This is a genomic window from Pseudomonas sp. P5_109, from assembly GCF_034009455.1.
Lineage (GTDB): Bacteria > Pseudomonadota > Gammaproteobacteria > Pseudomonadales > Pseudomonadaceae > Aquipseudomonas.
This window is the reverse complement of the sequence record NZ_CP125380.1, coordinates 6,738,867-6,763,708: the sequence shown is the minus strand read 5'-3', so window position 1 is coordinate 6,763,708 and position 24,842 is coordinate 6,738,867. Positions and strand designations below refer to the sequence as shown.

The following is a 24,842-nucleotide window of genomic DNA, read 5'->3' as shown; positions in this document are numbered from 1 at the left end:
CTGGCGTCAGATTTCTAACGGTTGGAGGCGGTAATCAGGGGGATGTGCCCGCGGAAATCCCTGGGTCGGGGTCTCCGTGGGCGACACGGCAGAATTCAGGCTGTTACTTCGGCGTTAAGAATGGTCAGCACGGTTTGCACATTTTGCGCGGCGTCACGACCCAGGCTGGTCAGGTAACCGCCATCAGGCTGGTCGGTCAGTTCTTTTTCAAAGAGGCGTTTGGCGGCGGCAATGTGTTTCGGGGCAGCGGTCTGATGAATTTTCAGGCCTTCCTGGGAACTGTCCAGGTTGAAGAGTGCGAGGACTTCCAGTTCGGCAACCAACTCAGGGGTAAGCGACATAAGGACTCCAGACTTTCTAGGAATTGGACGACAGCGCCCCTAAGGTGAACCCGCTTGTCCGGCATGTCCAGTGCCCGCGACAGGGTTTTTTCTCTGTAGGAGCGAGCTTGCTCGCGAAGGTCATCAACGATGACGCTGGAAACCTGACGCCCCGCGGCGCTCTCGGGTTTTTCGCGAGCGAGCTCGCTCCTGCAGGGAGCAGGTAGGGCTTACTGCTTTTCCGGCGGTAGCTCGGGCAATGCGCGCAGTGCAGCTTCGTACCATTCGGTGTTGAACGCGCGGTCTTCTTCGAGGATTGCGTCGATTTCTACCGCCAAAACGTGAGCCATCAAGTTGAGGATTTCTTCCCGCTCGTAACCCACCAGCGTCAGCTTGTTGAACGTCGCCTTGGCCGCTGGCGGGTTGTCGCTTTCGATCTGGTTTTCGATGGCCTGGATCAGGGTACTTTCGGCGAACTCTTCTTCGTCGTTGTCGATATCGTTCGGCTCGCTCATGGCAGGCTCCTCAGGGAAAGGTGGCCAGTTTAACCGCATTCAGCGGCGTGATGCTGCTGGCAAGAATCCCGGCGACGTTCTATAAACAGGCACTGCCCACCCCCGCACGGCCTGGAGGCTTTGTGATGATCAAGCTTTATGGATTCTCCGTCAGTAACTACTACAACATGGTCAAACTGGCGCTGCTGGAAAAAGGACTGCCCTTCGAAGAAGTACCGTTTTACGCCGGTACCAGCCCCGAGGCACTGGCCATCAGTCCGCGTGGAAAGGTTCCGGTCCTGCAGGTAGAGCAGGGCTTCATCAATGAAACCAGCGTGATCCTCGAATACATCGAGCAGAGCCAGAAAGGCACGCCGCTGCTGCCGAGCGATCCGTTCGAGCGCGCGCAGGTGCTGGCATTGGCCAGGGAAATCGAGTTGTACATCGAATTGCCGGGGCGGGCCTGCTACGGCGAAGCCTTTTTTGGCATGACCCTGCCGGATGCGCTCAAGGAAAAAACCAAAGCCGAATTGTTGCTGGGGATGGCGGCGCTGGGCCGGCACGGCAAATTCAGCCCTTACGTGGCTGGCGACAGCTTGAGCGTGGCGGATCTGTACTTTCTGTACAGCGTGCCATTGGCCTGCGGCGTGGCCAGGAAGCTGTTTGATATCGATTTGTTGGCTGAGTTTCCGGCGGCCAAGGCGCTGTTGCAGCGGCTGGAACAGAATCCGAACGTACAGCGGATTGCGGCGGACAAGGAGGCAGCGATGCCGGCGTTCATGGCGATGATCGCGGCCAAGAAGTAGGTTTTTGTAGTGCTCTGAAGTCAGCTATCGCGGGCAAGCCCGCTCCTACAAGGGTCACACTGAACCTGTGGGAGCGGGCTTGCTCGCGAAGCTTTTGGCGATTTAGCGGCTGGCGAGCAACGCCTGGCCGCGCGCTACCGCAGCCTTCACCTGCACCGGTGCGGTGCCGCCGATGTGGTTACGGGCATTGACCGAGCCTTCGAGGGTCAGCACGGCGAACACGTCCTGATCGATCTGGTCGCTGAACTTGCGCAGTTCTTCCAGGCTCATTTCCGCCAGGTCCTTGCCACTGTCCACACCGTATTTCACGGCATGGCCAACGATTTCGTGACAATCACGGAATGGCAGGCCGCGACGCACCAGGTAGTCGGCCAGGTCGGTGGCGGTGGAGAACCCGCGCAGGGCCGCTTCGCGCATCATCGCGTGCTTGGGCTTGATTGCCGGAACCATGTCGGCGAAAGCCCGCAGCGAGTCGCGCAGGGTGTCGGCGGCGTCGAACAGCGGTTCCTTGTCTTCCTGGTTATCCTTGTTGTAGGCCAGAGGCTGGCCTTTCATCAGGGTCAGCAAGCCCATCAGCGCGCCGAATACACGGCCGGTCTTGCCACGCACGAGCTCCGGCACGTCCGGGTTTTTCTTTTGCGGCATGATCGAGCTGCCGGTGCAGAAACGGTCCGGCAGATCGATGAACTGGAACTGCGCGCTGGTCCACAACACCAGCTCTTCGGAGAAACGCGACAGGTGCATCATCGCGATGCTGGCGGCCGAGCAGAACTCGATGGCGAAATCACGATCGGAGACGTTATCCAGCGAATTGCCGCCAACGGCGTCAAAACCCAGCAATTGGGCGGTGTATTCGCGATCGATGGGGTAGGTGGTGCCGGCCAGTGCGGCGCTACCCAGCGGCATACGGTTGGTGCGCTTGCGGCAGTCGACCAGGCGCTCGTAGTCGCGGCTGAGCATTTCGAACCAGGCCAGCATGTGATGCCCGAACGTCACCGGCTGTGCGGTCTGCAGGTGGGTGAAGCCCGGCATGATGCTGGCGGCTTCGCGCTCGGCCTGCTCCAGCAGGCCCTTTTGCAGGCGGGTGATTTCGGCCAGGATCAGGTCGATCTCGTCACGCAGCCACAGACGGATGTCGGTGGCGACCTGATCGTTACGGCTGCGACCGGTGTGCAGTTTTTTACCGGTCACGCCGATGCGGTCGGTCAGGCGCGCCTCGATGTTCATGTGGACGTCTTCGAGGTCGATACGCCAGTCGAACTGGCCGGCCTCGATTTCACCCTGGAGGGTCTTCAGGCCATCGATGATGCTGTCGCGCTCGGCATCGGTCAGCACGCCGACCTTGGCCAGCATGGTAGCGTGGGCAATCGAGCCCATGATGTCGTGGCGATACAGGCGCTGGTCGAAGGTGACGGAGGCGGTGAAGCGGGCGACGAAGGCGTCGACGGGTTCACTGAAGCGGCCGCCCCAGGACTGATTGGTCTTGTCAGTGCTCATGAATTCGCTCGTATCGGCTTGAAGAAAGAAGGCGTGGAACGCTGGCGCGGATAATAACAGGGTTGCCAATCCTGTCGCTGACACTGGTCGACACGTTTTTTTTCGGGGGATGAGCCATGGCCCGGGTAAGGCCCGCGCATTTTTGCCGAACGATATTTGCCAATTGAGCTATATCGTCCCGGCAACCGTCTACAGTTGGACAGTAGGATCAGCGCACTTCTCGGTGCAGCCGCTGACTATAAGAAGAGGGGGGTGATCATATTGCGTATCAGCAAACCCTGTGGCGATGTGTCGCCAATGCGGGCCTGGGCCGCCAATCGCCCGGCAGATGAAAATTTAGCCGCCGGACCAGCGGCACTTTTTGACGCTCGCGCTAGTCTTAGCGTGGATCGCGGTGACGGACGTCACTTCACCTGTCTACGCTATCCTTGTGCGAGACTCACGCAGGAATCCAGCGCAATATGAATGTCCTGATCGTTGATGACGAACCCTTGGCCCGCGAGCGCCTGAGCCGAATGGTTGGCGAACTCGAGGGATACAGTGTCCTGGAGCCTAGTGCCACGAATGGCGAAGAGGCGTTGGCACTGATCGACAGCCACAAGCCGGATATCGTGCTGCTTGATATCCGCATGCCCGGTCTCGATGGCCTGCAAGTGGCTGCTCGGTTGTGCGAACGCGAAACTCCGCCCGCCGTGGTGTTCTGCGCCGGGCCCGATGAATTTGCCGTGGAAGCCTTACAGGCCAGCGCCGTAGGCTATCTGGTGAAACCTGTGAGAACTGAACAGTTACATGACGCATTAAAGAGAGCCGAGCGCCCCAATCGTGCCCAGCTCGCCGCCCTGACCCGTCCTGCTGCCGACAGTGGCAGCGGCCCGCGCAGCCATATCAGCGCCCGGACCCGAAAAGGGATCGAGCTGATTCCGCTGGATCAGGTGGTTTACTTCATTGCCGACCACAAATACGTAACCTTGCGTCACGAAGCCGGTGAAGTGCTGCTCGATGAGCCGCTCAAGGCCCTCGAAGACGAATTCGGTGACCGTTTCGTGCGGATCCATCGCAACGCTCTGGTGGCTCGTGAGCGTATCGAGCGATTGCAGCGCACACCCCTGGGGCATTTTCAGTTGTTCCTCAAGGGCCTCAACGGTGATGCGCTGATCGTCAGTCGGCGTCATGTGGCTGGCGTGCGCAAGATGATGCAGCAGCTTTAAAACAGCTGTCCGCAGGCAAATTTCACACCCGATTGCCGGACATCCGGGGCCAGGGAGGCCGAGTAGTATCTGATACAAGTCAAAGTGGATTTGGCTGAGCTGTTATTATCCGCCGTATCTATTCAGTACGGATTGATCCATGTCCTCTCGCGAAATCCGCATCGCCACCCGCAAAAGCGCACTCGCCCTGTGGCAGGCCGAATACGTCAAAGCCCGTCTTGAAGCAGCTCATCCGGGCCTGCTGGTGACCCTCGTCCCCATGGTCAGCCGTGGTGACAAGCTGCTTGACTCACCGCTGTCGAAAATCGGCGGCAAGGGCCTGTTCGTCAAGGAACTCGAAACCGCGCTGTTGGATAATGAAGCCGACATCGCCGTGCACTCCATGAAGGACGTGCCGATGGACTTCCCCGAAGGCCTTGGCCTGTTTTGCATTTGCGAGCGGGAAGACCCGCGCGATGCCTTCGTTTCCAACACCTACGCCAATCTGGATGAGTTGCCCCAGGGCAGCATCGTCGGCACCTCCAGCCTGCGTCGCCAGGCTCAATTGCTGACCCGTCGCCCGGACCTGGAAATCCGCTTCCTGCGCGGCAACGTCAATACCCGCCTGGCCAAGCTCGATGCCGGTGAATACGACGCCATCATCCTTGCCGCTGCCGGCCTGATCCGCCTGGGCTTTGAAGATCGCATCACTTCGGCCATCAGTGTCGACGACAGCCTTCCGGCCGGTGGCCAGGGCGCGGTGGGTATCGAATGCCGTAGCGCCGACAGTGAAATCCATGCACTGCTGACGCCCCTGCATCACCAGGACACCGCCACCCGCGTGACCGCCGAACGTGCCCTCAACAAGCACCTCAATGGTGGCTGCCAGGTGCCGATTGCCTGCTACGCCGTACTGGAGGGCGAGCAGGTCTGGTTGCGCGGGCTGGTGGGCGATCCAGCCGGTGGCCTGCTGCTCAGCGCACAGGCCCGCGCCCCTCGTGGCGATGCCGAGGCGCTGGGTGTGCGAGTGGCCGAAGACCTGCTCAGCCAGGGTGCGGACGCCATTCTCAAAGCGGTGTATGGCGAGGCTGGCCACGAGTGACCGGTTGGCGCTTGCTGCTGACGCGTCCCGCCGAAGAGGCGGCGGCGCTAAGCAGTCTTTTGGCCGAGCAGGGGATATTCAGTAACAGTCTGCCGCTTTTGGACATCATGCCCATTGCGGCCACTGACACAATGCGCCAGGTGATTGCGGCGCTGGATCAGTTCTGCGCCGTCATCGTGGTCAGCAAACCGGCAGCCCGGATCGGCGTCGAACTGCTTGAGCGGTATTGGCCAACACCGCCGGGTGTGAAGTGGTTCAGTGTCGGCGCGGCGACTGCGCAGATCCTCGAGGGTCGCGGGCTGGACGTGAGCTTCCCGGCAGAGGGCGATGACAGTGAAGCCTTGCTCGAACTTTCCCGACTGCGCGAGGCTATCGCACGACCCGATGCGCGAGTGCTGATTCTGCGCGGAGAGGGCGGGCGCGAGTTGCTGGCTGAGCGTTTGCGTGAGCTTGGTGCTAGTGTCGAGTATCTGGAGTTGTACCGCCGGGCACTGCCGATTTACCCGCCGGCCGCGCTAGCGCAACGGATCCAGGCGGAACGCCTGAACGGGCTGGTGGTCAGCAGTGGACAAGGTTTTGAGCACCTGCATCAATTGGCCGGCGACGCCTGGCCGCAGTTGGCGCGGTTGCCATTGTTTGTACCAAGCCCCAGGGTTGCCGAAATGGCGCGTGCCGCCGGGGCCAAAACAGTTGTGGATTGTCGCGGCGCGAGTGCCGCGGCCTTGCTGACGGCGTTACGGGAGCATCCCGTACCCGTTTTCTAATGCAAAGGATGGATACGTGAGCGAAACAGCCTTGCCTAAAGATGACTCGCGACCGGTGCTCGATGCACCTGTAGATGCATTTGTTGAAGAACTGCCGCCGCCGCCACCAGCTGCCGAGCAGCGTCGAGGCAATGGTCTGGCAATCATCGCGCTGCTGTTGGGTGCGGCCGGTGTCGCGGTGGGTGGTTGGGGTGTCTGGCAGGTGCGTCACCTGCAGGCCAACAATCAGCAGCAACTGAACCAGGTACAGGCGTTGAACGACCAGGCGCAGAGCCTCAAGCTCAATGAGGAACGCCTGAGCGCACGCCTGGCGCAATTGCCTGCCGCCGATGAACTGGAAGCACGCAGTCGTCTGGTGATCCAGCTGCAAGGTGATCAGCAGCGTCTGAACCAGCGTCTGGAAACCGTACTCGGCGCCAGCCGCAAGGACTGGCGTCTGGCCGAGGCCGAGCACCTGCTGCGCCTGGCCAGCCTGCGACTGTCTGCATTGCAGGACATCAGCAGCGCCCAGGCATTGGTCCAGGGGGCCGACGAGATACTGCGCGAGCAGAATGATCCGGGTTCCTTTGCCGCTCGCGAGCAGGTGGCCAAGACCCTGATCGCCTTGCGCAGTACCGAGCAACCGGATCGCACCGGGCTGTTTCTGCGCCTGGGCGCGCTGCGCGACCAGGTGACCAGCCTCACCGAGCTGGCACCGGAGTACAAGGATCGTGGCGATTCGTTGCTGGGCCTGACCTCCGATGGCGACGGTGCCAGTCGCTGGGCGCAATGGTGGGACCAGATTTCGCGCTACATCCGTATCGATTTCAATGCCGACAAAAACGTTCGCCCATTGCTCGCCGGCCAGAGCCTGAGTCAGGTACGCCTGGCCCTGAGCCTGGCGCTGGAGCAGGCACAGTGGGCCGCACTCAATGGCCAGGCGGCGGTTTACTCCCAGGTGCTGGACGAAGCGCGGGACATCCTCAAGGGCAACTTCAACCCGGACAACGCGCAAAGCAAAATCATGCTTGAGCAGGTGGCCGAGCTGAGCAAGCAACCCGTCACGGTCGTCACACCGGATATGACCGGCACCCTGAGCGCGGTGCAGGGGTATCTGGAGCGGCGCAACGTCAACGCCGAAGACTCGGTCAAACCACTGGCCAAGCCTGCCGCGAACACCGCGCCGGAGGCCACGCCATGAGACGCCTCTTTGTGATCGTGTTCCTCGTTGTCGCCGCTACCGCTGCGCTGGGGTTGGCGATTGCCGAACATTCCGGTTACGTGCTGGTTGCCTACAAGACCTTCCGCTACGAGTCGAGCCTGTGGGCTACCTTGGCGCTGGTGGCTGTGCTCTGGCTGGTGATCTGGGGCATCAAGGCGCTGGTCGAACTGGTGATGACTTCCAGCGGCGTGGTCAATCCGTGGTCACGGCGTAACCGCAGCCGTCGGGTGCAGGTGGCGATCGAACACGGTCAGCTGGACCTGGCCGAGGGTCGCTGGGCCAGCGCGCAACGGCACTTGCATCGGGCCGCCGAAGCCGAGCGCCAGCCGCTGCTTTACTACCTCGGCGCGGCCCGTGCCGCGAACGAACTAGGCCATTACGAAGAAAGCGACAACCTGCTGGAGCGCGCCCTGGAGCGTCAGCCTCAGGCCGAGTTGGCGATCGCCTTGAACCACGCCCAGTTGCAGACTGACCGCGGTGATACCGAAGGTGCCCTCGCTACCCTGCAAGCCATGCGTGAGCGCCACCCGCATAACGCACAGACCCTGCGTCAGTTGCAGCGCCTGCTTCAGCAGCGTGGTGACTGGTCGGCACTGATTCGCCTGCTGCCGGAGCTGCGCAAGGACAAAATTTTGCCGGCGGCTGAACTCGCCGAGCTTGAGCGTCGGGCCTGGGGGGCGAACCTGTCTCTGGCGGCGCAACGGGAAGACGACGGTGCGGTGGGGCAGCAATCGCTCGAACGCGCCTGGCAGCAACTGACTTCGGCACAACGCCAGGAGCCGCAACTGGTGCTCGCGTATGCCGAACAACTGCGGCAGTTAGGGGCTCATGTCGAGGCCGAAGAAGTGCTGCGAACTGCTCTGAAACGCGGCTACGACAGCCATCTGGCTCGTATCTACGGGCTGGTTCGCGGCAATGATCCGACCCGCCAGTTGCAGACTGCCGAAGGTTGGCTCAAGGACCATCCGGCCGATCCGGGCCTGCTGCTGACACTGGGTCGCCTGTGCCTGCAAAACAGTTTGTGGGGCAAGGCGCGGGACTATCTGGAAAGCAGCCTGCGTGTACAACGCAATCCGGAAGCCTGTGCGGAGCTGGCACGCTTGCTGGCGCAAATGGGCGATACCGAACGCAGCAACCAGCTGTTTCAGGAAGGCCTGGGGTTGTTGGATGAACGCTTGCTCGCGGCCCCTCTGCCAGTGCCCGTCCGCGCTTGACCCATTCGCTGGCGCCGGGCTCTGGCGTCTGAGCGATGAACTGCGGCGAGGGAGCAATTGCCCTCGCCGCAGTACGAAAATTGGTTGAAATTCAGTCGCCAAATCTCGTCGCAGGCAAAGTCCTACAAAGGACTACATTTTATCCCCTCACCTGCGTCGGGATTTCCCTACACCTGCGCTGAAGTCTCTGTGGGCACTTGCCTTGAAAGGCCGTCGCGCTTTCCTCTACCGTAACGGTCTGTCACTACTTTTACGGAAAAGCCATGTCATTGGCCTGCTCACGCTCCTTGTTTTTCATGGCTTTCATTGCGGGTGCCCTGGCGATGGGCGTGTCCTTCTACCTGGAATATGCGGTCGGCCTGCGGCCTTGCGGTTTGTGTCTTGCGCAACGGGTTTGTCTGGCGCTCCTGACCGCTGTCTGCCTGATGGCTTCGGTCCATGGTCCGGGTCGCATCGGAAACGTTCTGTATTGGCTGCTCAGTCTTTGTTGCAGCCTGGCCGGCACTGTCACGGCGTGGTGGCAGGTTCTGCTGCAAAACCTTCCGATGGAGCACGCAGCGGCATGCTCGACTCATCTGGCGGATCTGTTCGCCAGTTCTCCGTGGCTGTCCGTGCTACGGCAAGTGTTCAAGGGGGCTGCCGATTGTGTGGAAATTTCCTGGACGCTGTTCGACCTGAGTATCACGGAGTGGAGCCTGCTGCTCTTCGTCGCGATGATGGTTCTGGCCGTTTACCAGTCGTTGCGACTGGTCTGGATCAGCTATCAGCGACCACTCAGCGGCGAGTCGTCGCACCGGGCCTTTGCCGGCGATTAAACACTTGTATGAACTTTATCGCGTGCGTACCTTGAAGCGAGTGACGTGCGGGCATAATCTGGCCCGCACGTGTCATTGGAATTATGTTGCTCGATGACGCTCTGCCTGACCGCCCACCGACGTTACAAGAGGCGAGCGGGCATAGAGCAGCTGACCCACAAGGGAAGAGAGATCACCATGCTCGAAAGTTGTCAGAATGCTCAGGAACGCTGGGGTGGAGTGCACCTGCTGATCGATCGCTGGTTACAGGAGCGCAAAGAACTGATCGATGCATACGACAAGCTCGGTGCCGATCCTGAGGCACTGTCCACGAATCGCAAGCCTTTGCAGGAGTTCTGCGGCGTGCTGGTCGATTATGTATCGGCCGGGCATTTCGAGATCTACGAGCAGCTGACGGGGGAGGCCAAGGCCTTCAACGACAAGCGTGGGCTGGAGCTCGCCGAGACTATCTACCCGCGCATCGATGTCATCACCGAGAAGCTGCTTGCGTTCAATGACCTTTGCGACGAAGGAAAATGCGTTGCGGATAAGTTCAAGGAGCTGGGTGGCCTGTTGCACGAACGCTTCGAACTGGAAGATTGTCTGATCGAAGTGCTGCACACCGCCCACAAGGAAGTCGATCAGGTTCAGGCCTAAGTCGCTTCCCGCAAGACCCTCAAACGGCGTGCCACGGCACGCCGTTTTTCATTTCCGCTGTCAGCTGGTTGCACCACGCAATTCAACTTCGAACACCAGTGGAGTGAACGGTGCGATCACATCACCGGCACCGTCGGCGCCATAGGCCTGGGCCGATGGAATCACCAGTCGCCATTTCGCCCCGACCGGCATGTTTTGCAATGCGCTGCGCCATCCGGCGATCACGCTGTCGAGACTGAACCATTGTGGCTGACTGTTCTGATCGAACACCGTGCCGTCGGGCAAGCGACCGATGTACAGCACCTGCACCTTGCCGTTCGGTCCGGCCTTGGCGCCAGTACCCGGCGTCAACTCGGTCAGCAGCACGCCATCAGCCAGTTCGCGTACGCCGGGCCTGGCTTTCTCGGCGGCGAGAAAGCTCTGTTCTTTTTCCAGTGCCATTTCGCTTTGCGGCTCGGCTGACTGCATGGCGATTCGTGCTTCATGCTCGGTCAAAATCTGCTGGATCTGCTCGTCCTTCAGCGCCAGCGGTTTGCCCTGGTAGGCCTGTTGCAAACCTTCGACCAGTGCCTGGAGTTGCAGGTCGGGAGCCTCCTGGCGCAAGCGTTCGCCAAGGCTTGCGCCCAGGCTGTAAGCGAGATCGTGGGCTTCATTCTCCTGTGTTGTTTCGGCGGCTTGGGCCACCGAAAAAAACACGCACAGCGATAAAAAAAGGTAGCGCGACATGGGCACTCTCCGACCTGAATTGCGGGCGATTATGCCAGTGAGAATGTGCGCAACGGTGAACTGCTTTCGCGCCGACGTAGAAGTTTTTCAGTCCTTTGCAACACAACGCTTTCGATAGTGTCAACATGCCCTAGCGGCGGTTGCAGCAGAGGTCTAGTATGAGCCGCACTCACTTCAGCCAGGAGGTAAACCATGTCGGCCACCAAGAAGCCAGTAAACACTCCGTTGCACCTGCTCCAACAACTCTCGGGCAGCCTGCTCGAGCATCTGGAAACCGCTTGTTCCGAAGCCTTGGCTGATGCTGAAAAACTGCTCGCCAAACTGGAAAAGCAGCGCGGAAAAGCGCAAGAAAAACTGCACAAGTCCCGCACCAAATTGCAGGATGCTGCAGCGTCCGGAAAAGCCAAGGCACAAGCCAAGGCGAAGGGCGCAGTGGGCGATCTTGAGGAGCTGCTCGACGCCCTCAAGGATCGTCAATCGGAAACCCGCGGCTACATTCTGCAACTCAAGCGCGATGCTCAGGAAAGCCTGAAACTGGCCCAGGGCGTCGGTCGTGTACAAGAGGCTGTCGGCAAGGCGTTGTCCCTGCGTGCGGCCAAGCCTGCTGCGGCACCTGCGAAGAAAGCCGCTGCTAAACCGGCTGCTGCAAAAGCACCGGCCAAGCCTGCTGCTGCCAAGCCAGCCGCTGCCAAACCAGTAGCGAAAACTGCCGCAGCCAAACCTGCTGCAAAACCTGCTGCGAGAAAACCGGCTGCTGCCAGCGCCGCAAAACCCGCCGCTAAAACCACGGCTGCCAAACCAGCCGCTGCACGACCTGCCGCTGCAAAAGCCGCTGCTGCCAAACCAGCCGTGGCTAAAACCGCCGCCGCTAAACCGGCTGCAAAACCGGCTGCAAAACCGGCAGCCAAACCAGCCGCTAAACCGGCTGCAAAACCAGTAGCCAAAGCAGCTGCAAAACCGGCCGCTAAACCAGCTGCCCGGACCGCTGCGGCGAAACCTGCTGCCAAGCCGGCAGCCAAACCCGTCGCTGCAAAACCAGCAGCCAAGCCCGCTGCCAAACCTGCGGCAAAACCTGCTGTAAAAGCGGCTGCCAAACCTGCTGCTAAACCAGCCGCAAAACCAGCTGCAGCGAAACCAGCAGTCGCCGCCAAGCCGGCCGCTGCCAAGCCAGTTGCCGCCAAACCTGCTGCGGCAAAACCCGCTGCAAAACCAGCAGCCAAACCTGCAGTGAAAAAGCCGGTTGCCGCCAAGCCAGCCGCCGCACCGGTTGCCAAGCCAGCCAACCCGGCTCCGGTAGCAACGTCTGCTTTAGCAGCAGCCACCTCGACAGCCACGCCAGCGCCAACGCCGGCCGCCGCATCGATCGCAGCAACCACCCCAACCAGCGCTTCCTAAGTGCCGGTTACCGCGACGCGCAGCTGATGCAGCGCGTCGCGGTGCAGGTGGGCGGCACCCGCCGCCGCACCTTCCAGCCAGGCCGATAGATCGGTCTCGGCATCTTGTGGCCAACTCTGTGCCGCTTTCTCCAGCCGCAACAACAGATGCCGCTCGGCTTCCAGCTCCAGTGCCTTCACTTGTTCACGCAGGTTGTGCAAATCGGCGTCTGCCGTGGCAGCGGCCTTCCATTGCGTGCGCAAGGTGCGTAACGGTCGCACGACATCGCTGTCCCAAGAGACGGCCACACTGCGTAGATGCTGCAAACGCTGCTCATCGCAGGCCACGCCTCGTTGTCCCAACCAGGCAGCACACAGCAGCAGACACACGTTGACCCCCGCCGACTGCAATTGCAGGCATGCCTGCTCAATGCCCGGTCGAGCGTAAGTGTTCAGGGAAAAGCTCCACAGGTCAGAGGACATAGTGCTACTCGCGCCAGTTGCGAGCGAAGCTGGTAGACTCCGCCGCCATTATGATTCGACTTCAGAACCTGACTTTACAGCGTGGCCCGCAACGTCTGCTAGAAGACGCCGAGCTGACCCTGCACGCCGGCCATAAAGCCGGCCTCATTGGTGCCAACGGCGCCGGCAAATCGAGCCTGTTCGCCTTGCTTCGGGGCGAACTGCACCCGGACTCGGGTGATTGCTTCCTGCCGGCCGACTGGCGTATCGCCCACATGCGCCAGGAGGTCGATACCCTCGAACGCCTGGCGGTCGACTACGTGCTCGATGGCGACCTGCGTCTGCGCCAGGTGCAACGTGACCTGGCGGCAGCCGAAGCGGCCCATGACGGTGCCGCACAGGCCCGCCTGCACTCGGAACTCGACAGCGCCGACGGGTACACCGCCGACGCCCGGGCGCGCAAGTTGCTGGCCGGCCTTGGGTTCACCAACGAGCAGATGGATCGTCCGGTCGGGGATTTCTCCGGCGGCTGGCGGATGCGCCTGAACCTGGCGCAGGCCTTGATGTGCCCATCGGACCTGCTGCTGCTCGACGAGCCGACCAACCACCTGGACCTCGACGCCATCATCTGGCTTGAGGAATGGCTCAAGAGCTATCCAGGCACCCTGATGCTGATTTCCCACGACCGCGACTTCCTCGATGCCGTGGTCGATCACGTGGCTCACGTCGATCAGCGCAAGATCACCCTGTACCGCGGTGGCTACAGCGCCTTCGAACGCGCCCGTGCCGAACGTCTGGCCCAGCAACAGCAGGCCTACGAGAAGCAGCAGGTGCAGCGTGCGCACATGGAAAGCTACATCGCCCGCTTCAAGGCCCAGGCCACCAAGGCCCGCCAGGCCCAGAGCCGGATCAAGGCACTGGAGCGGATGGAAGAGCTGACCGCTGCCCACGTCGATTCGCCGTTCGATTTCGTGTTCCGTGAATCGCAGAAGATTTCCAGCCCGCTGATCGACCTGTCCGATGCCCGCTTGGGTTATGGCGACAAAACCGTGCTGGAGAAGGTCAAGCTGCAACTGACCCCGGGTGCACGAATTGGTCTGCTCGGCCCGAACGGCGCCGGTAAATCGACCCTGATCAAGAACCTTGCCGGTGAGCTCTCGCCATTGGCCGGCCGCTTGACCCGTGGCGAGAACACCGTGGTCGGTTACTTCGCCCAGCATCAACTTGACTCGCTGGATGCCAAGGCCAGCCCATTGCTGCACTTGCAGCGCCTGGCGCCGACCGAGCGCGAACAGACCCTGCGCGACTTCCTCGGTGGTTTCGACTTCCGTGGCGCGCGGATCGACGAGCCGGTGCTGAATTTCTCCGGTGGCGAGAAGGCGCGCCTGGCACTGGCGTTGATCGCCTGGGACCGGCCGAACCTGCTGCTGCTCGACGAACCGACCAACCACCTGGACCTGGAAATGCGCCTGGCGCTGACCATGGCCCTGCAGGAATTCAGTGGCGCGGTACTGGTGGTCTCCCACGACCGTCATCTACTTAAAAGCACCACCGACAATTTCTATCTGGTGGCGGACGGCAAGGTCGAAGAGTTCGACGGCGACCTGGAGGACTACACCCGCTGGCTGGTGGAGTATCGCCAGCGCAACGCCCCGGTCAGCAACACGCCGGTCAATCCGGACAAGACCGACAAGAAAGCCCAGCGTCAGGCTGCCGCTGCGTTGCGTCAGCAACTGGCGCCGCACAAGCGCGAAGCTGACAAGCTTGAAGTCGAGCTCGGCAAGCTCCACGAAAAACTGGCGAAGGTCGATGCCAGCCTCGGCGACAGCGACATCTACGAACCGGCACGCAAGAATGAATTGCGTGATCTGCTGGCCGAACAGGCCAAGCTGAAGGTGCGTGAGGCGGAACTGGAAGAAGCGTGGATGGAAGCCCTGGAGTTGCTGGAAAGCATGCAGGCGGAGCTGGAGGCGCTGTCCTGATGGATGCCTTCAAGCTGCCGCTACCGGCAGTGTGGGCCGAGCCGATCTGGCTTGGCGTGCAAATTTTGCTGATCCTGCTCGCCGGCTATTTCACCCAGCGCTTCGTTGCGAAAGGCCTGACCCGCCTCGGTGAGCGTTACCCGTTCCCGCCGCAGCTGATGTTGCCGCTGCGGGGCGGTTTGCGCTGGCTGATCATGGGCAGCGCGCTGATCTTCGTGCTGGAGCGACTCGGTGTATCGGCCACGGTGCTCTGGACTGCGTTGTCCGGTTTCGTCGCGGTCGCGGCGGTGGCGTTTTTCGCCATGTGGAGCGTGCTGTCGAACCTGCTGTGCGCGATCCTGATCTTTACCGTCGGCCCGTTCCGCCTAGGTGATGTGGTCGAGTTGGTGGACACCACCGACAAGCCTGGCGTCAAAGGTCGGGTGGTGGCGATCAATCTCCTCTACACCACGCTGATCGAGGCCGAAGAACTCGGTACGGGCAGCGCCATGGTGCAGGTGCCCAACAGTCTGTTCTTCCAGCGATCGGTGCGGCGCTGGCGCGGGACGGATGTGTTTCCTTCCAGCGGGTTTGAAAAGTAAGCCTGTTGTTGCCTGATACACCGCTTTCGCAAGCAAGCCCGCTCCCACCTTTGTGGCCACTGAAGATCAACTGTGGCAGCGGGCTTGCTCGCGAAGAAGCCCTCACGCCGCAAACGCTGGTCGGCTGTCGACACATCCGGCAAAAAATCGGTAGTCATCCAACCAAAGCCGCATTAGCTTAGACGTCTGTCACGAGTCCGAGTCGAGGTGTGCAATGGAGCTTCAAACATGGCTGGCGTTTTTTGCCGCCTGCTGGGTGATCAGTCTGTCCCCCGGTGCCGGCGCCATTGCGTCTATGTCCAGCGGTCTGCAATACGGTTTCTGGCGCGGCTACTGGAACGCCCTGGGCCTGCAACTGGGTCTGGCTGTGCAGATCGCCATCGTCGGTGCCGGTGTTGGCGCCATTCTCACGGCTTCGGCCTCGGCCTTCTACGCCATCAAATGGTTTGGCGTGGCGTATCTGGTTTACCTCGCGATCAAGCAATGGCGCGCGTTGCCCAGCGATATGAGCGATGACGCGGCGGTGCGCCAGATCGGCAAGCCGATGGCCCTGGTGTTCCGTGGTTTCCTGGTGAACATCAGCAACCCCAAGGCGCTGGTGTTCATGCTGGCGGTGTTGCCGCAGTTCATCGACCCCCATGCTCCGCTGCTGATTCAGTATCTGGTGATCGGCGTGACCATGATCTGCGTCGACCTGATCGTCATGGCCGGCTACACCGGCCTGGCGTCCAAAGTGCTGCGTCTGCTGCGCACACCGAAACAGCAAAAACGCATGAACCGGACCTTTGCCGGGCTGTTCATTGGGGCGGCGGCGTTTATGGCAACGCTGCGCAGAGCCGCCGTCTGAATCGGCAGGAACCCGAAAAGGCGACCCATGCGGTCGCCTTTTTTGTTGGCGTATCAGTACTTTGGAGCGCCTGCACTTTGGCAGGAAGTCCCAACAAAGCTTGAGCGAAACCGGTTGGGCGTTAACAATATGTAACTTCGTTTTTCCAATTGAGATTCATTCATGATTGCCCCCTCCCGTTTTCTGGCCTGGCTGGTGCTGCCGCTGTTCGCGGTGTGCAGCTTTCAGTCGGTGGCCGCACCCGTCGAAGGTGCTCCGCAGGCGCTGCACTTGCTCGATTACATCGGCGCGGATTACCCGGACACGGTGCAGGCGGGCAGCATCATCGATCAGGCCGGATTTCACGCGCAGCAAGAGTCGGTCAAGACGCTGGGAAGTTTGATGGCGGGCATGCCGGCCAAACCGGAAAAAGCGGCGCTGGAGCAAAGCCTGGTCACGCTGGAAAATTCAATCAGCGTCCGTCAGGACGGTGCCGACGTCACTCGCCAGGCCCGGCAACTGGGTGCGAAGTTGGCCGTGGCCTATGAAGTCAGCCAGGCCCCGGTCATTACGCCAGACCCGTCGCGTGGGGCGCCGCTGTACGCTCAGCATTGCTCGGTGTGCCATGGCGACACCGGGGCCGGAGACGGCCCGGCGGGTGTCGGCATGACGCCAGCGCCATCCAACCTGCGTGATACCACGCGGCAGGATCGACTGAGCCTCTACGCGCTCTACAGCACCTTGGGCCAGGGCATTGAAGGGACTGACATGCCGGCCTTTGCCGACCAACTGGATGATCGCCAGCGTTGGGACCTGGCTACCTACATCGCCAGCTTCAGTGTCGACCCGGCGACAGCCCGTGCCGAGAAAACCTACAACATCGCCGATCTGGCCCGTCAGACCCCGGCCGAAGTGCAGGCTGTCGAAGGTCCCCAAGCCGCCGCGACGTTTCGTACCCAGCGGGCGCAACCGCCGCAGGTCAAGCGTGGCCCGGCACAACTGCTCGACTACACCGCAGCCACTCTGGACAAGAGCGTCGCGGCGTATCGTGCCGGCGAGCATGATCAGGCTTATGACTTATCGGTAGCGGCCTACCTTGAAGGCTTCGAGCTGGTCGAAAGCTCGCTGGACAACATTGACGCCAACGTCCGAAAAGACACTGAAAAATCCCTGATGGCCTACCGTCAGTCCTTGCAGGATGGCCTGCCGGTGACAGACGTCGAACAGCGTCTGGACGCGGCCAAGGCCAAGTTGAAGGCATCGGCCGATCTGTTGGGCAACGACGGTTTGAGCTGGTCGCTGAGTTACATTTCCGGCTTGCTGATCCTGCTGCGCGAAGGGCTGGAGGCGATTCTGGTGCTGGCGGCGATCCTGGCTTTCCTGCGTAACACTGGTCAACAGGCGGCGGTGCGCAGCGTCAACGTCGGTTGGGGCCTGGCATTTCTGGCGGGGCTGGGTACCTGGGCGCTGGCAGCCTATGTGATTGATGTCAGCGGTTCGCAGCGTGAATTGCTTGAGGGTGCGACAGCGTTGTTTGCCAGCGTCATGGTGTTGTGGCTGGGCGTGTGGATGCATGACCGTCGTCACGCGGCGGCCTGGCAGGATTACATCAAGTCCAGCCTGGTGGGTGGCGGCGGGCGTTTCGGCTTTGCGACCCTGGCGTTTTTCTCGGTGTATCGTGAACTGTTCGAAGTGATCCTGTTTTACGAAACCCTGTGGTTGCAGGCAGGTCCGGCGGGGCATAACGCGGTGCTGGCCGGTGGTGCGACCGCTGTGGTGCTGCTGATCGGCCTGGCCTGGGTGATTTTGCGCGGTTCGGCGAAGCTGCCGCTGGCGCTGTTCTTCAGCATCAACGCTGGTCTCTTGTGCGCCTTGTCGGTGGTGTTTGCCGGACATGGCGTGAAAGCGCTGCAGGAAGCCGGGATCTTCGGCACGCGGCCTGTGCCGTTCTTTGAGTTTGACTGGCTGGGGATCCATGCCGATGCGTATTCGCTGAGTGCCCAGGCTGTGGCGATCCTTGCGATTGTCGTGCTTTATGGGCGTAGTCGGATGGCTGAGAGGCGGCGGGTGCAGGTTTCTTAAACGGCATTCGCTTCGCTCATATTCGCGGGCAAGCCCGCTCCCACAGGTTTAGCGTTAACCTGTGGGCGCGGGCTTGCCCGCGATGCTTTTCAACAGAGGAAAATTAAATGCGTGTGTGGATCGACGCCGATGCCTGCCCCCGGCAGGCCAAGGATCTGGTGGTGAAGTTCGCCCTCAAGCGCCAGTTCGAAGTGGTGCTGGTGGCCGGGCAGCCGCAGACCAAGCCAGGTCTGGCGCTGGTCAAGCTGATCGTGGTGCCGAGCGGTCCGGATGCGGCCGATGATTACCTGGTGGAACACGCAGTACCCGGTGAGCTGGTGATCTGCAGCGATGTGCCGTTGGCAGATCGCCTGGTGAAGAAGGGTGTGGCTGCGCTCGATCCGCGGGGCAAGGAGTTTGATGCGCAGAACATGGGGGAGCGGCTGGCGGTGCGCAATCTGTTCACCGATCTGCGCGAGCAGGGGCAAATGGGCGGAGGACCAGCGCCGTTCGGCGATCGTGAGAAGCAGGCGTTCGCCAATGCGCTGGACCGGATCCTTACCCGCCTGACGCGCAAACTGTAGGAGCGAGCTTGCTCGCGATGGACGTCAACGATGACGAGTGCTGGCTGGGTGTACGTGGCGCTCTCACGTCTTTCGCGAGCAAGCTCGCTCCTACAATAAATCGTGTCAGGCATCGTTTTCGTGGGTCAGTTCAAGTACCCGGTCGACCAGCTTGTTGATGCCGGACGCCACTTCACTGATCGATTGCGCCAGCATGTAAGCCGGGGTGCTCACCAGTTTGCGCGCCTTGTCCTCGACAATGTCACTGACCGCGCAATCGGTATGGGTCGCGCCCATCTTGTTCATCGCGGCAGCGGTGTCAGTGTCATTGCCGATGGTGCAGATGACGCCGGGGCCATAGATCTTCGCCGCCAGGGCCGGTGAAATGCACATCAACCCCACTGGCTTGCCGGCCTCGGCAAAGGCTTCGGTCAGGGCCAGGACATCCGGTTGAACGGTGCAGCCGGCGCCTTCGATGGCGAAGTTGGACAGGTTCTTGGCCGAGCCGAAGCCGCCGGGCACGATCAGCGCATCGAACTCGTCGACGTTTGCGTCACGGATGTCCTTGATGTTGCCCCGGGCAATCCGCGCCGACTCCACCAGCACGTTGCGCGACTCGGGCATTTCTTCGCCGGTCAGGTGATTGATCACATGCAACTGCGCAATGTTCGGTGCGAAGCACTGCACCTGGGCTCCGCGCTGGTCCAGGCGCAGCAGGGTGATGACGCTCTCGTGGAGCTCGGCGCCGTCGTACACGCCACAACCGGAAAGGATCACTGCAACTTTTTTGCTCATGGGCTTTTCTCCAGATTCATGGCGTTAAATGTCCACTAATTTGTCACTCGTTGCCATAGGGTTAATTCACAGTTACACATAGCATCTGTCCGCAGGATTCCGACCAGGGCGCGTCATGGATTTCATTCTGTATGCGGTGCCGTTCTTCTTTGTGCTGATCGCTTTCGAGCTGATGGCCGACCGTTGGCGCGGGGTGAGCAACTATCGGCTGGCGGACGCGATCAACAGCATCAGCACCGGCGTGCTGTCGACCACCACGGGGCTGCTGACCAAAGGCGCGGGATTGCTGACCTATGCGTTCGCCCTCAAGCATCTGGCGCTGTTCGAGTTGTCGGCCGACAGCGTCTGGACCTGGGTGCTTGCCTTTGTCTTCTACGACTTCTGCTACTACTGGCTGCATCGCATGGGCCACGAGCGCAACATCCTCTGGGCCGCGCATTCGGTGCATCACCAGAGCGAGGACTACAACCTGTCCACGGCGTTGCGCCAGACCAGTACCGGATTCCTCCTGAGCTGGATCTTCTATCTGCCGATGGCCGTGTTTGGCGTACCGCTGCTGGTGTTCGTCAGTGTCGCGGCGTTGAACCTGCTGTATCAGTTCTGGGTGCACACCCGACACATTCCCAAGCTTGGCTGGTTCGAATGGTTCTTTGTCACGCCTTCCAATCATCGGGCCCACCATGCACAGAACGCTCTCTACATGGATCGCAACTACGGCGGTGTGTTCATTATTTGGGACCGTCTGTTTGGCTCGTTCCAGGAAGAAGACGACAACGAACCGGTGGTCTTCGGTGTGACCACACCGTTGGCGAGCTGGAATCCTGTGTGGGCGAACGTGCAGTTCTATGCGCAGTTATGGGCAGATGCACGGCGTGCCGAAAGCACTTGGGACAAACTTCGGATCTGGTTCATGCGCACCGGTTGGCGCCCGGCGGACGTGGCCGCCAAATACCCGATGAACAAGCCTGACCTGGGCCTTTTCCGCAAATTCGAGGTGCCACTGGACGGACGTCAGCAGCTCTACGTGCTGTTGCAGTTCTGTTTCTATATCGCACTGGGCAGTTACTTGATGAATCTTGAGCCGAAGCTGCCAGTCGCCGCCCTGGTGTTGGGCTGGGGCTCAGTGGCGTTCGGTCTGTTTGTGCTGGGCGTGGCCCTGGAGAATCGCCCGTGGGCGTTGAAGCTGGAGCTGTTGCGGCTGGGGTCGAATCTGCCATTGGTATGGCTGGCCCCGCTAGTGGGGCTGTGGCCGGTCAGCGCGGCGGGCTGGATCGGCCTGCTCAGTTACAGCCTGTTGAGCGTTATCGGTCTCTACTGTTGCAGAAACCGCATCACTCGGTTGGCGTCGTAGGGCCTTCGGTTTTGGTCCTCTTCAGGGCTTGTTCGTCGGCGTAGATCTGTTTGGCCAGGCGGGCATTCTTGAAGCGCCGACGCAGCCACAGCACGAGTCCCAGGACCAGCAGGGCGCCGAGCACCCAGAGTTCGTACTTCTTCACACTGCCGAGCATGCCTTCGAGCACGGCGCCGAAATGGTACGCGGCCGCCGCCAATGCAGCGGCCCAGATCGCCGCTCCAATCCCGTTGAGCAGCAGGTAACGGCCCGGGGGATAGCCCGACAGACCGATAGCCACCGGCATGACCGTACGCAAACCGTAGACGAAGCGGAAACTCAGGACCCAGATGTCCGGATGCCTGCGAATGTGTTCCAGCGCCCGGTCACCCATCATTTGCCAGCGCGGCTTGCGCGCCAGCAGCTTGCGGCCGTGCTTGCGCCCCAGGAAATACCACAGTTGGTCGCCGGCGTAGCTGCCGAAGAAGGCCACGACCACCACCAGGTTGATGTCCATGTATCCGCGGAACGCGAGGAAGCCCGCGAGTACCAGGATGGTTTCGCCTTCGAAGAACGTGCCTAGAAAAAGGGCAAAGTAGCCGAAGTCATGCAGAAATTGTTGGAGCATTGTCTGGGTGCTGGCGAAATGAACGCGCAGCCTAACCCTTCGGGCACATTCAGGAAAGTGTCCAAATGTGTCTCGACGTGAACATTTCCTACAACGACAATGGAATGCGGCTACGTGTCACAGCGTGCACATAACTGTAATACGTTCGTCATAATGGCCGCTTATAACTGTCACGCTCGCCCGTAAGCGCGGGCTCAGGAGTCTGCCGTGAGCTTTACCCCCGCCAACCGTTTGTTCCCCGCAACCCGCCTGCGCCGCAACCGTCGTGACGACTTCTCGCGTCGTCTGGTCCGTGAAAACGTCCTGACCGTCGATGACCTGATCCTGCCGGTATTCGTGCTGGATGGGGAAAACCGTCGCGAAGCGGTGGCCTCGATGCCGGGCGTCGAACGCCTGACCATCGACCTGCTGCTGGAAGAAGCGGCCAAGTGGGTCGAGCTGGGGATTCCGGCACTGGCGCTGTTCCCGGTGACTCCGGCTGAACTCAAGTCCCTGGACGCCGCCGAAGCGTGGAACCCCGAAGGCATTGCCCAACGCGCGACCCGTGCGCTGCGTGCGCGATTCCCGGAGCTGGGCGTGATCACCGACGTCGCCCTGGACCCGTTCACCACCCACGGTCAGGACGGCATCCTTGATGAAGAAGGCTACGTGCAGAACGACATCACCGTCGATGCACTGGTCAGGCAAGCCCTGTCCCACGCCGAGGCCGGCGCTCAGGTCGTGGCGCCATCGGACATGATGGACGGTCGCATCCAGGCGATCCGCGAAGCCCTCGAGGTGGCCGGTCACGTCAATGTGCGCATCATGGCCTACTCGGCCAAGTACGCCAGTGCCTATTACGGCCCGTTCCGCGATGCGGTCGGTTCGGCGCTGAACCTGGGCAAGGCCAACAAGGCCTCCTATCAGATGGACCCGGCCAACAGCAACGAAGCCCTGCACGAAGTGGCGGCGGACTTGTCAGAAGGTGCAGACATGGTCATGGTCAAGCCAGGCATGCCGTACCTGGACATCCTGTGCCGGGTAAAAGAAGAATTCAAAGTGCCGACCTTTGTCTATCAAGTCAGCGGCGAATACGCCATGCACATGGCGGCGATTCAGAATGGCTGGTTGAGCGAAGGGGTTATCCTCGAATCCCTGACCGCTTTCAAACGTGCAGGCGCTGATGGCATCCTGACGTACTTTGCCGTTCGTGCCGCTCAATTGTTACGAGAGCAGAAATAGCCCTCCCAGGAACATGTGATGAATACCGAAGGACTCACTGAAGTTGCCGTACAAGACGCCCAGCCCGTGGTAGAGCAGATCGCCGAGACCCCGCCGGAGTTGGAGCCTGCTCCGCCCGCGGCGGTCGTCGAACCCGCTGCGGCGGCACCGGCGATTGCCATTCCCGGCCTGGACGACAGCAGCCTGTACATCCACCGCGAGCTGTCGCAACTACAGTTCAACATCCGCGTGCTGGAACAGGCGCTGGACGAGTCCTATCCATTGCTGGAGCGGCTGAAGTTTCTGCTGATCTTCTCCAGCAACCTGGACGAGTTCTTCGAGATTCGCGTCGCCGGCCTGAAGAAGCAGATCACCTTCGCCCGTGAACAGGCGGGCGCCGACGGTCTGCAACCGCATCAGGCATTGGCGCGCATCAGCGAGCTGGTGCACGGTCACGTCGACCGTCAGTACGCGATCCTCAACGACATTCTGTTGCCGGAGCTGGAAAAACATCAGGTCCGCTTCATCCGTCGCCGCCACTGGACGACCAAGCTGAAAACCTGGGTCCGACGCTATTTCCGCGACGAAATCGCGCCGATCATCACCCCGATCGGCCTCGACCCGACTCACCCGTTCCCGTTGCTGGTGAACAAGAGCCTGAACTTCATCGTCGAGCTCGAGGGTATCGATGCCTTCGGACGGGATTCCGGTCTGGCGATCATTCCGGCACCGCGCCTGCTGCCGCGGATCATCAAGGTTCCGGAAGAGGTTGGCGGCTCTGGCGATAATTATGTGTTCCTGTCGTCGATGATCCACGCCCATGCCGATGACCTGTTCCAGGGCATGAAGGTCAAGGGCTGCTACCAGTTCCGCCTGACCCGCAACGCCGACCTGGCGTTGGACTCCGAGGACGTCGAAGACCTGGCTCGCGCCCTGCGCGGCGAACTGTTCTCCCGTCGCTACGGTGACGCAGTACGCCTGGAAGTTGCCGACACCTGCCCGAAACACCTGTCCGACTACCTGCTCAAGCAGTTCAACCTGAGCGAGAGCGAGCTGTATCAGGTCAACGGTCCGGTGAACCTGACGCGGCTGTTCAGCATCACTGGCCTGGACAGCCAGCGCGAGCTGCAATACCTGCCGTTCACCCCGCAGATCCCGAAACTGCTGCAGAACAGCGAAAACATTTTCAGCGTAATCAGCAAGCAGGACATCCTGCTGCTGCACCCGTTCGAATCGTTTACCCCGGTGGTCGACCTGCTGCGCCAGGCCGCCAAGGACCCGCACGTGCTGGCGGTGCGCCAGACCCTGTATCGCTCCGGTGCCAACTCGGAAATCGTCGATGCGCTGGTGGATGCTGCGCGTAACGGTAAGGAAGTGACGGCGGTGATCGAGCTGCGCGCGCGGTTCGACGAAGAGTCCAACCTGCAACTGGCCAGCCGCCTGCAAGCGGCCGGTGCGGTGGTGATCTACGGTGTTGTCGGCTTCAAGACCCACGCCAAGATGATGCTGATCCTGCGTCGCGAGGCCGGTGAAATCGTCCGTTACGCGCACCTCGGCACCGGTAACTATCACGCCGGTAATGCACGCCTGTACACCGACTACAGCCTGCTGACTTCCGACGACGCCTTGTGCGAAGACGTTGGCAAGCTGTTCAGCCAGTTGATCGGCATGGGCAAGACGCTGCGCATGAAGAAGTTGCTGCACGCGCCGTTCACCCTGAAAAAGGGCATGCTCGACATGATTGCCCGCGAAACCCAGTTCGCCCTCGACGGCAAGCCGGCGCACATCATCGCCAAGTTCAACTCGCTGACCGATCCGAAGATCATCCGCGCGCTGTACAAGGCCAGCCAGTCAGGTGTGCGCATCGACCTGGTGGTGCGTGGCATGTGCTGCCTGCGACCGGGCATCGCCGGGGTGTCCCACAACATCCACGTGCGCTCGATCATCGGCCGCTTCCTGGAACACACCCGGGTCTTCTACTTCCTCAATGGCGGCGACGAGCAGATGTTCCTGTCCAGCGCCGACTGGATGGAACGCAACCTCGACAAGCGCGTCGAGACTTGCTTCCCGGTGGAAGGCAAGAAGCTGATCATGCGGGTCAAGAAAGAGCTGGAGTTGTATCTGACCGATAACACCCACAGCTGGAGCCTGCAGTCGGACGGGCGTTACATCCGTAACACACCGACCGGCAACCAGAACCCGCGCAGCGCCCAGGCAACATTGCTGGAGAGGTTGGGTAGCCCGATTCTGGCGGTTCGATAACTCCAGATCCTAGTAAA

General features: G+C 61.0%; 24 protein-coding genes and 1 pseudogene. 18 read left to right on the top strand and 7 right to left on the bottom strand.

The window, feature by feature from the left end; translation table 11 throughout:
- Positions 1–95: 95 nt before the first annotated feature.
- Both QMK54_RS30235 and QMK54_RS30225 read right to left on the bottom strand, forming a co-directional pair.
- Positions 96–341, bottom strand: a complete 246-nt coding sequence (locus tag QMK54_RS30235) for a TIGR02647 family protein (RefSeq protein ID WP_057712785.1) — start codon at positions 339–341, stop codon at positions 96–98.
- Between the two features lie 209 nt (positions 342–550).
- A complete protein-coding gene (locus QMK54_RS30225; protein ID WP_110659847.1) occupies positions 551–835 on the bottom strand; it encodes a hypothetical protein in 285 nt (94 codons plus the stop codon).
- A gap of 125 nt (positions 836–960) precedes the next feature.
- On the opposite strand from QMK54_RS30225, the gene QMK54_RS30220 reads away from it, so the two are divergent.
- Positions 961–1,620, top strand: a complete 660-nt coding sequence (locus tag QMK54_RS30220; RefSeq protein WP_320401793.1) for a glutathione S-transferase — start codon at positions 961–963, stop codon at positions 1,618–1,620.
- A 102-nt stretch (positions 1,621–1,722) separates the two neighbouring features.
- Here the strand turns inward: QMK54_RS30220 and argH are convergent, their stop codons facing one another.
- Entirely contained in the window at positions 1,723–3,117 is a 1,395-nt protein-coding gene (gene argH / locus QMK54_RS30215; protein WP_320401792.1) for an argininosuccinate lyase, read from the bottom strand.
- Between the two features lie 342 nt (positions 3,118–3,459).
- On the opposite strand from argH, the pseudogene QMK54_RS31335 reads away from it, so the two are divergent.
- The 8 genes and pseudogenes from QMK54_RS31335 to rsd all read left to right on the top strand — a co-directional run.
- A pseudogene (locus QMK54_RS31335) lies at positions 3,460–3,582 on the top strand (sensor histidine kinase); the annotation flags it as partial.
- Positions 3,579–4,325 carry a LytR/AlgR family response regulator transcription factor gene (locus tag QMK54_RS30210; RefSeq protein WP_103395904.1) on the top strand — a complete coding sequence of 249 codons (747 nt, stop codon included), beginning with the start codon at positions 3,579–3,581 and terminating at the stop codon, positions 4,323–4,325. The pseudogene QMK54_RS31335 and the gene QMK54_RS30210, both read left to right, overlap by 4 nt.
- Before the next feature lie 139 nt (positions 4,326–4,464).
- Positions 4,465–5,406: a hydroxymethylbilane synthase gene (gene hemC / locus QMK54_RS30205; RefSeq protein ID WP_223595075.1), complete on the top strand. Its 942-nt coding sequence runs from the start codon at positions 4,465–4,467 to the stop codon at positions 5,404–5,406.
- On the top strand, positions 5,403–6,170 hold the full coding sequence (locus QMK54_RS30200) for a uroporphyrinogen-III synthase (RefSeq protein WP_223595077.1): 768 nt from the start codon (positions 5,403–5,405) through the stop codon (positions 6,168–6,170). Before hemC ends, QMK54_RS30200 begins: the two co-directional genes overlap by 4 nt.
- Positions 6,171–6,186: 16 nt before the next feature.
- Positions 6,187–7,350, top strand: a complete 1,164-nt coding sequence (locus tag QMK54_RS30195) for a uroporphyrinogen-III C-methyltransferase (protein ID WP_223595079.1) — start codon at positions 6,187–6,189, stop codon at positions 7,348–7,350.
- Positions 7,347–8,585, top strand: a complete 1,239-nt coding sequence (locus QMK54_RS30190) for a heme biosynthesis protein HemY (RefSeq protein ID WP_320401791.1) — start codon at positions 7,347–7,349, stop codon at positions 8,583–8,585. The genes QMK54_RS30195 and QMK54_RS30190 overlap by 4 nt, the downstream gene beginning before the upstream one ends.
- A 263-nt stretch (positions 8,586–8,848) precedes the next feature.
- Complete coding sequence (locus QMK54_RS30185) at positions 8,849–9,400, top strand: disulfide bond formation protein B (RefSeq protein ID WP_223595081.1); 552 nt, start codon at positions 8,849–8,851, stop codon at positions 9,398–9,400.
- Positions 9,401–9,577: 177 nt separating this feature from the next.
- Entirely contained in the window at positions 9,578–10,036 is a 459-nt protein-coding gene (gene rsd, locus QMK54_RS30180) for a sigma D regulator (protein WP_110659855.1), read from the top strand.
- Between the two features lie 60 nt (positions 10,037–10,096).
- Here rsd and QMK54_RS30175 read toward each other — a convergent pair whose 3' ends face one another.
- Positions 10,097–10,762, bottom strand: coding sequence for an FKBP-type peptidyl-prolyl cis-trans isomerase (locus QMK54_RS30175; RefSeq protein WP_110659856.1), 666 nt, complete (start codon positions 10,760–10,762; stop codon positions 10,097–10,099).
- Between the two features lie 192 nt (positions 10,763–10,954).
- Between QMK54_RS30175 and QMK54_RS30170 the strand changes: the two genes are divergently transcribed.
- Positions 10,955–12,157: an AlgP family protein gene (locus QMK54_RS30170; protein ID WP_320401790.1), complete on the top strand. Its 1,203-nt coding sequence runs from the start codon at positions 10,955–10,957 to the stop codon at positions 12,155–12,157.
- Here the strand turns inward: QMK54_RS30170 and QMK54_RS30165 are convergent.
- Entirely contained in the window at positions 12,154–12,618 is a 465-nt protein-coding gene (locus QMK54_RS30165; protein ID WP_110662453.1) for a TIGR02444 family protein, read from the bottom strand. The genes QMK54_RS30170 and QMK54_RS30165 overlap by 4 nt on opposite strands.
- A gap of 50 nt (positions 12,619–12,668) precedes the next feature.
- Between QMK54_RS30165 and QMK54_RS30160 the strand changes: the two genes are divergently transcribed.
- From QMK54_RS30160 to QMK54_RS30140, 5 genes are all read left to right on the top strand, one after another.
- Positions 12,669–14,579 (top strand): ATP-binding cassette domain-containing protein, encoded by a 1,911-nt coding sequence (locus QMK54_RS30160; RefSeq protein WP_320401789.1) that lies wholly within the window; start codon positions 12,669–12,671, stop codon positions 14,577–14,579.
- Positions 14,579–15,160, top strand: a complete 582-nt coding sequence (locus QMK54_RS30155; RefSeq protein WP_223595092.1) for a mechanosensitive ion channel family protein — start codon at positions 14,579–14,581, stop codon at positions 15,158–15,160. Before QMK54_RS30160 ends, QMK54_RS30155 begins: the two co-directional genes overlap by 1 nt.
- A 214-nt stretch (positions 15,161–15,374) precedes the next feature.
- Positions 15,375–16,007: a homoserine/homoserine lactone efflux protein gene (rhtB, locus tag QMK54_RS30150; RefSeq protein ID WP_223595095.1), complete on the top strand. Its 633-nt coding sequence runs from the start codon at positions 15,375–15,377 to the stop codon at positions 16,005–16,007.
- 162 nt (positions 16,008–16,169) lie between these two features.
- Entirely contained in the window at positions 16,170–18,068 is a 1,899-nt protein-coding gene (locus QMK54_RS30145; RefSeq protein WP_320401788.1) for an FTR1 family protein, read from the top strand.
- 107 nt (positions 18,069–18,175) lie between these two features.
- Positions 18,176–18,631: a YaiI/YqxD family protein gene (locus QMK54_RS30140; RefSeq protein ID WP_110657865.1), complete on the top strand. Its 456-nt coding sequence runs from the start codon at positions 18,176–18,178 to the stop codon at positions 18,629–18,631.
- A gap of 105 nt (positions 18,632–18,736) precedes the next feature.
- Here QMK54_RS30140 and elbB read toward each other — a convergent pair whose 3' ends face one another.
- Positions 18,737–19,405: an isoprenoid biosynthesis glyoxalase ElbB gene (gene elbB / locus QMK54_RS30135; protein WP_320401787.1), complete on the bottom strand. Its 669-nt coding sequence runs from the start codon at positions 19,403–19,405 to the stop codon at positions 18,737–18,739.
- A gap of 115 nt (positions 19,406–19,520) precedes the next feature.
- Here elbB and QMK54_RS30130 point away from each other — a divergent pair, with 115 nt between their 5' ends.
- The gene (locus QMK54_RS30130; RefSeq protein WP_320401786.1) at positions 19,521–20,756 is read left to right on the top strand and encodes a sterol desaturase family protein; all 1,236 of its coding nucleotides are present in this window, start codon (positions 19,521–19,523) and stop codon (positions 20,754–20,756) included.
- On the opposite strand, the gene QMK54_RS30125 is transcribed toward QMK54_RS30130, so the two are convergent.
- On the bottom strand, positions 20,737–21,363 hold the full coding sequence (locus QMK54_RS30125) for a DedA family protein (RefSeq protein WP_110657858.1): 627 nt from the start codon (positions 21,361–21,363) through the stop codon (positions 20,737–20,739). The two genes, QMK54_RS30130 and QMK54_RS30125, sit on opposite strands and share 20 nt — an antisense overlap.
- A 207-nt stretch (positions 21,364–21,570) precedes the next feature.
- Between QMK54_RS30125 and hemB the strand changes: the two genes are divergently transcribed.
- Together hemB and ppk1 are read left to right on the top strand one after the other, a co-directional pair.
- A complete protein-coding gene (hemB, locus tag QMK54_RS30120; protein ID WP_046039035.1) occupies positions 21,571–22,584 on the top strand; it encodes a porphobilinogen synthase in 1,014 nt (337 codons plus the stop codon).
- 18 nt (positions 22,585–22,602) lie between these two features.
- On the top strand, positions 22,603–24,825 hold the full coding sequence (ppk1, locus tag QMK54_RS30115) for a polyphosphate kinase 1 (RefSeq protein ID WP_110657856.1): 2,223 nt from the start codon (positions 22,603–22,605) through the stop codon (positions 24,823–24,825).
- Positions 24,826–24,842 lie beyond the last annotated feature (17 nt).

What these genes read in the sequence shown, in the direction of transcription:
- QMK54_RS30185 (WP_223595081.1), top strand. Translation starts at nt 8,849, where the DNA reads ATGTCATTGGCCTGCTCACGCTCCTTGTTTTTCATGGCTTTCATTGCG.
- QMK54_RS30155 (WP_223595092.1), top strand. Translation starts at nt 14,579, where the DNA reads ATGGATGCCTTCAAGCTGCCGCTACCGGCAGTGTGGGCCGAGCCGATC.
- QMK54_RS30160 (WP_320401789.1), top strand. Translation starts at nt 12,669, where the DNA reads ATGATTCGACTTCAGAACCTGACTTTACAGCGTGGCCCGCAACGTCTG.
- QMK54_RS30125 (WP_110657858.1), bottom strand. Translation starts at nt 21,363, where the DNA reads ATGCTCCAACAATTTCTGCATGACTTCGGCTACTTTGCCCTTTTTCTA.
- ppk1 (WP_110657856.1), top strand. Translation starts at nt 22,603, where the DNA reads ATGAATACCGAAGGACTCACTGAAGTTGCCGTACAAGACGCCCAGCCC.
- QMK54_RS30190 (WP_320401791.1), top strand. Translation starts at nt 7,347, where the DNA reads ATGAGACGCCTCTTTGTGATCGTGTTCCTCGTTGTCGCCGCTACCGCT.
- hemC (WP_223595075.1), top strand. Translation starts at nt 4,465, where the DNA reads ATGTCCTCTCGCGAAATCCGCATCGCCACCCGCAAAAGCGCACTCGCC.
- QMK54_RS30175 (WP_110659856.1), bottom strand. Translation starts at nt 10,762, where the DNA reads ATGTCGCGCTACCTTTTTTTATCGCTGTGCGTGTTTTTTTCGGTGGCC.
- QMK54_RS30220 (WP_320401793.1), top strand. Translation starts at nt 961, where the DNA reads ATGATCAAGCTTTATGGATTCTCCGTCAGTAACTACTACAACATGGTC.
- QMK54_RS30225 (WP_110659847.1), bottom strand. Translation starts at nt 835, where the DNA reads ATGAGCGAGCCGAACGATATCGACAACGACGAAGAAGAGTTCGCCGAA.
- rsd (WP_110659855.1), top strand. Translation starts at nt 9,578, where the DNA reads ATGCTCGAAAGTTGTCAGAATGCTCAGGAACGCTGGGGTGGAGTGCAC.
- rhtB (WP_223595095.1), top strand. Translation starts at nt 15,375, where the DNA reads ATGGAGCTTCAAACATGGCTGGCGTTTTTTGCCGCCTGCTGGGTGATC.
- QMK54_RS30130 (WP_320401786.1), top strand. Translation starts at nt 19,521, where the DNA reads ATGGATTTCATTCTGTATGCGGTGCCGTTCTTCTTTGTGCTGATCGCT.
- QMK54_RS30145 (WP_320401788.1), top strand. Translation starts at nt 16,170, where the DNA reads ATGATTGCCCCCTCCCGTTTTCTGGCCTGGCTGGTGCTGCCGCTGTTC.
- QMK54_RS30165 (WP_110662453.1), bottom strand. Translation starts at nt 12,618, where the DNA reads ATGTCCTCTGACCTGTGGAGCTTTTCCCTGAACACTTACGCTCGACCG.
- QMK54_RS30210 (WP_103395904.1), top strand. Translation starts at nt 3,579, where the DNA reads ATGAATGTCCTGATCGTTGATGACGAACCCTTGGCCCGCGAGCGCCTG.
- QMK54_RS30170 (WP_320401790.1), top strand. Translation starts at nt 10,955, where the DNA reads ATGTCGGCCACCAAGAAGCCAGTAAACACTCCGTTGCACCTGCTCCAA.
- QMK54_RS30235 (WP_057712785.1), bottom strand. Translation starts at nt 341, where the DNA reads ATGTCGCTTACCCCTGAGTTGGTTGCCGAACTGGAAGTCCTCGCACTC.
- argH (WP_320401792.1), bottom strand. Translation starts at nt 3,117, where the DNA reads ATGAGCACTGACAAGACCAATCAGTCCTGGGGCGGCCGCTTCAGTGAA.
- elbB (WP_320401787.1), bottom strand. Translation starts at nt 19,405, where the DNA reads ATGAGCAAAAAAGTTGCAGTGATCCTTTCCGGTTGTGGCGTGTACGAC.
- QMK54_RS30140 (WP_110657865.1), top strand. Translation starts at nt 18,176, where the DNA reads ATGCGTGTGTGGATCGACGCCGATGCCTGCCCCCGGCAGGCCAAGGAT.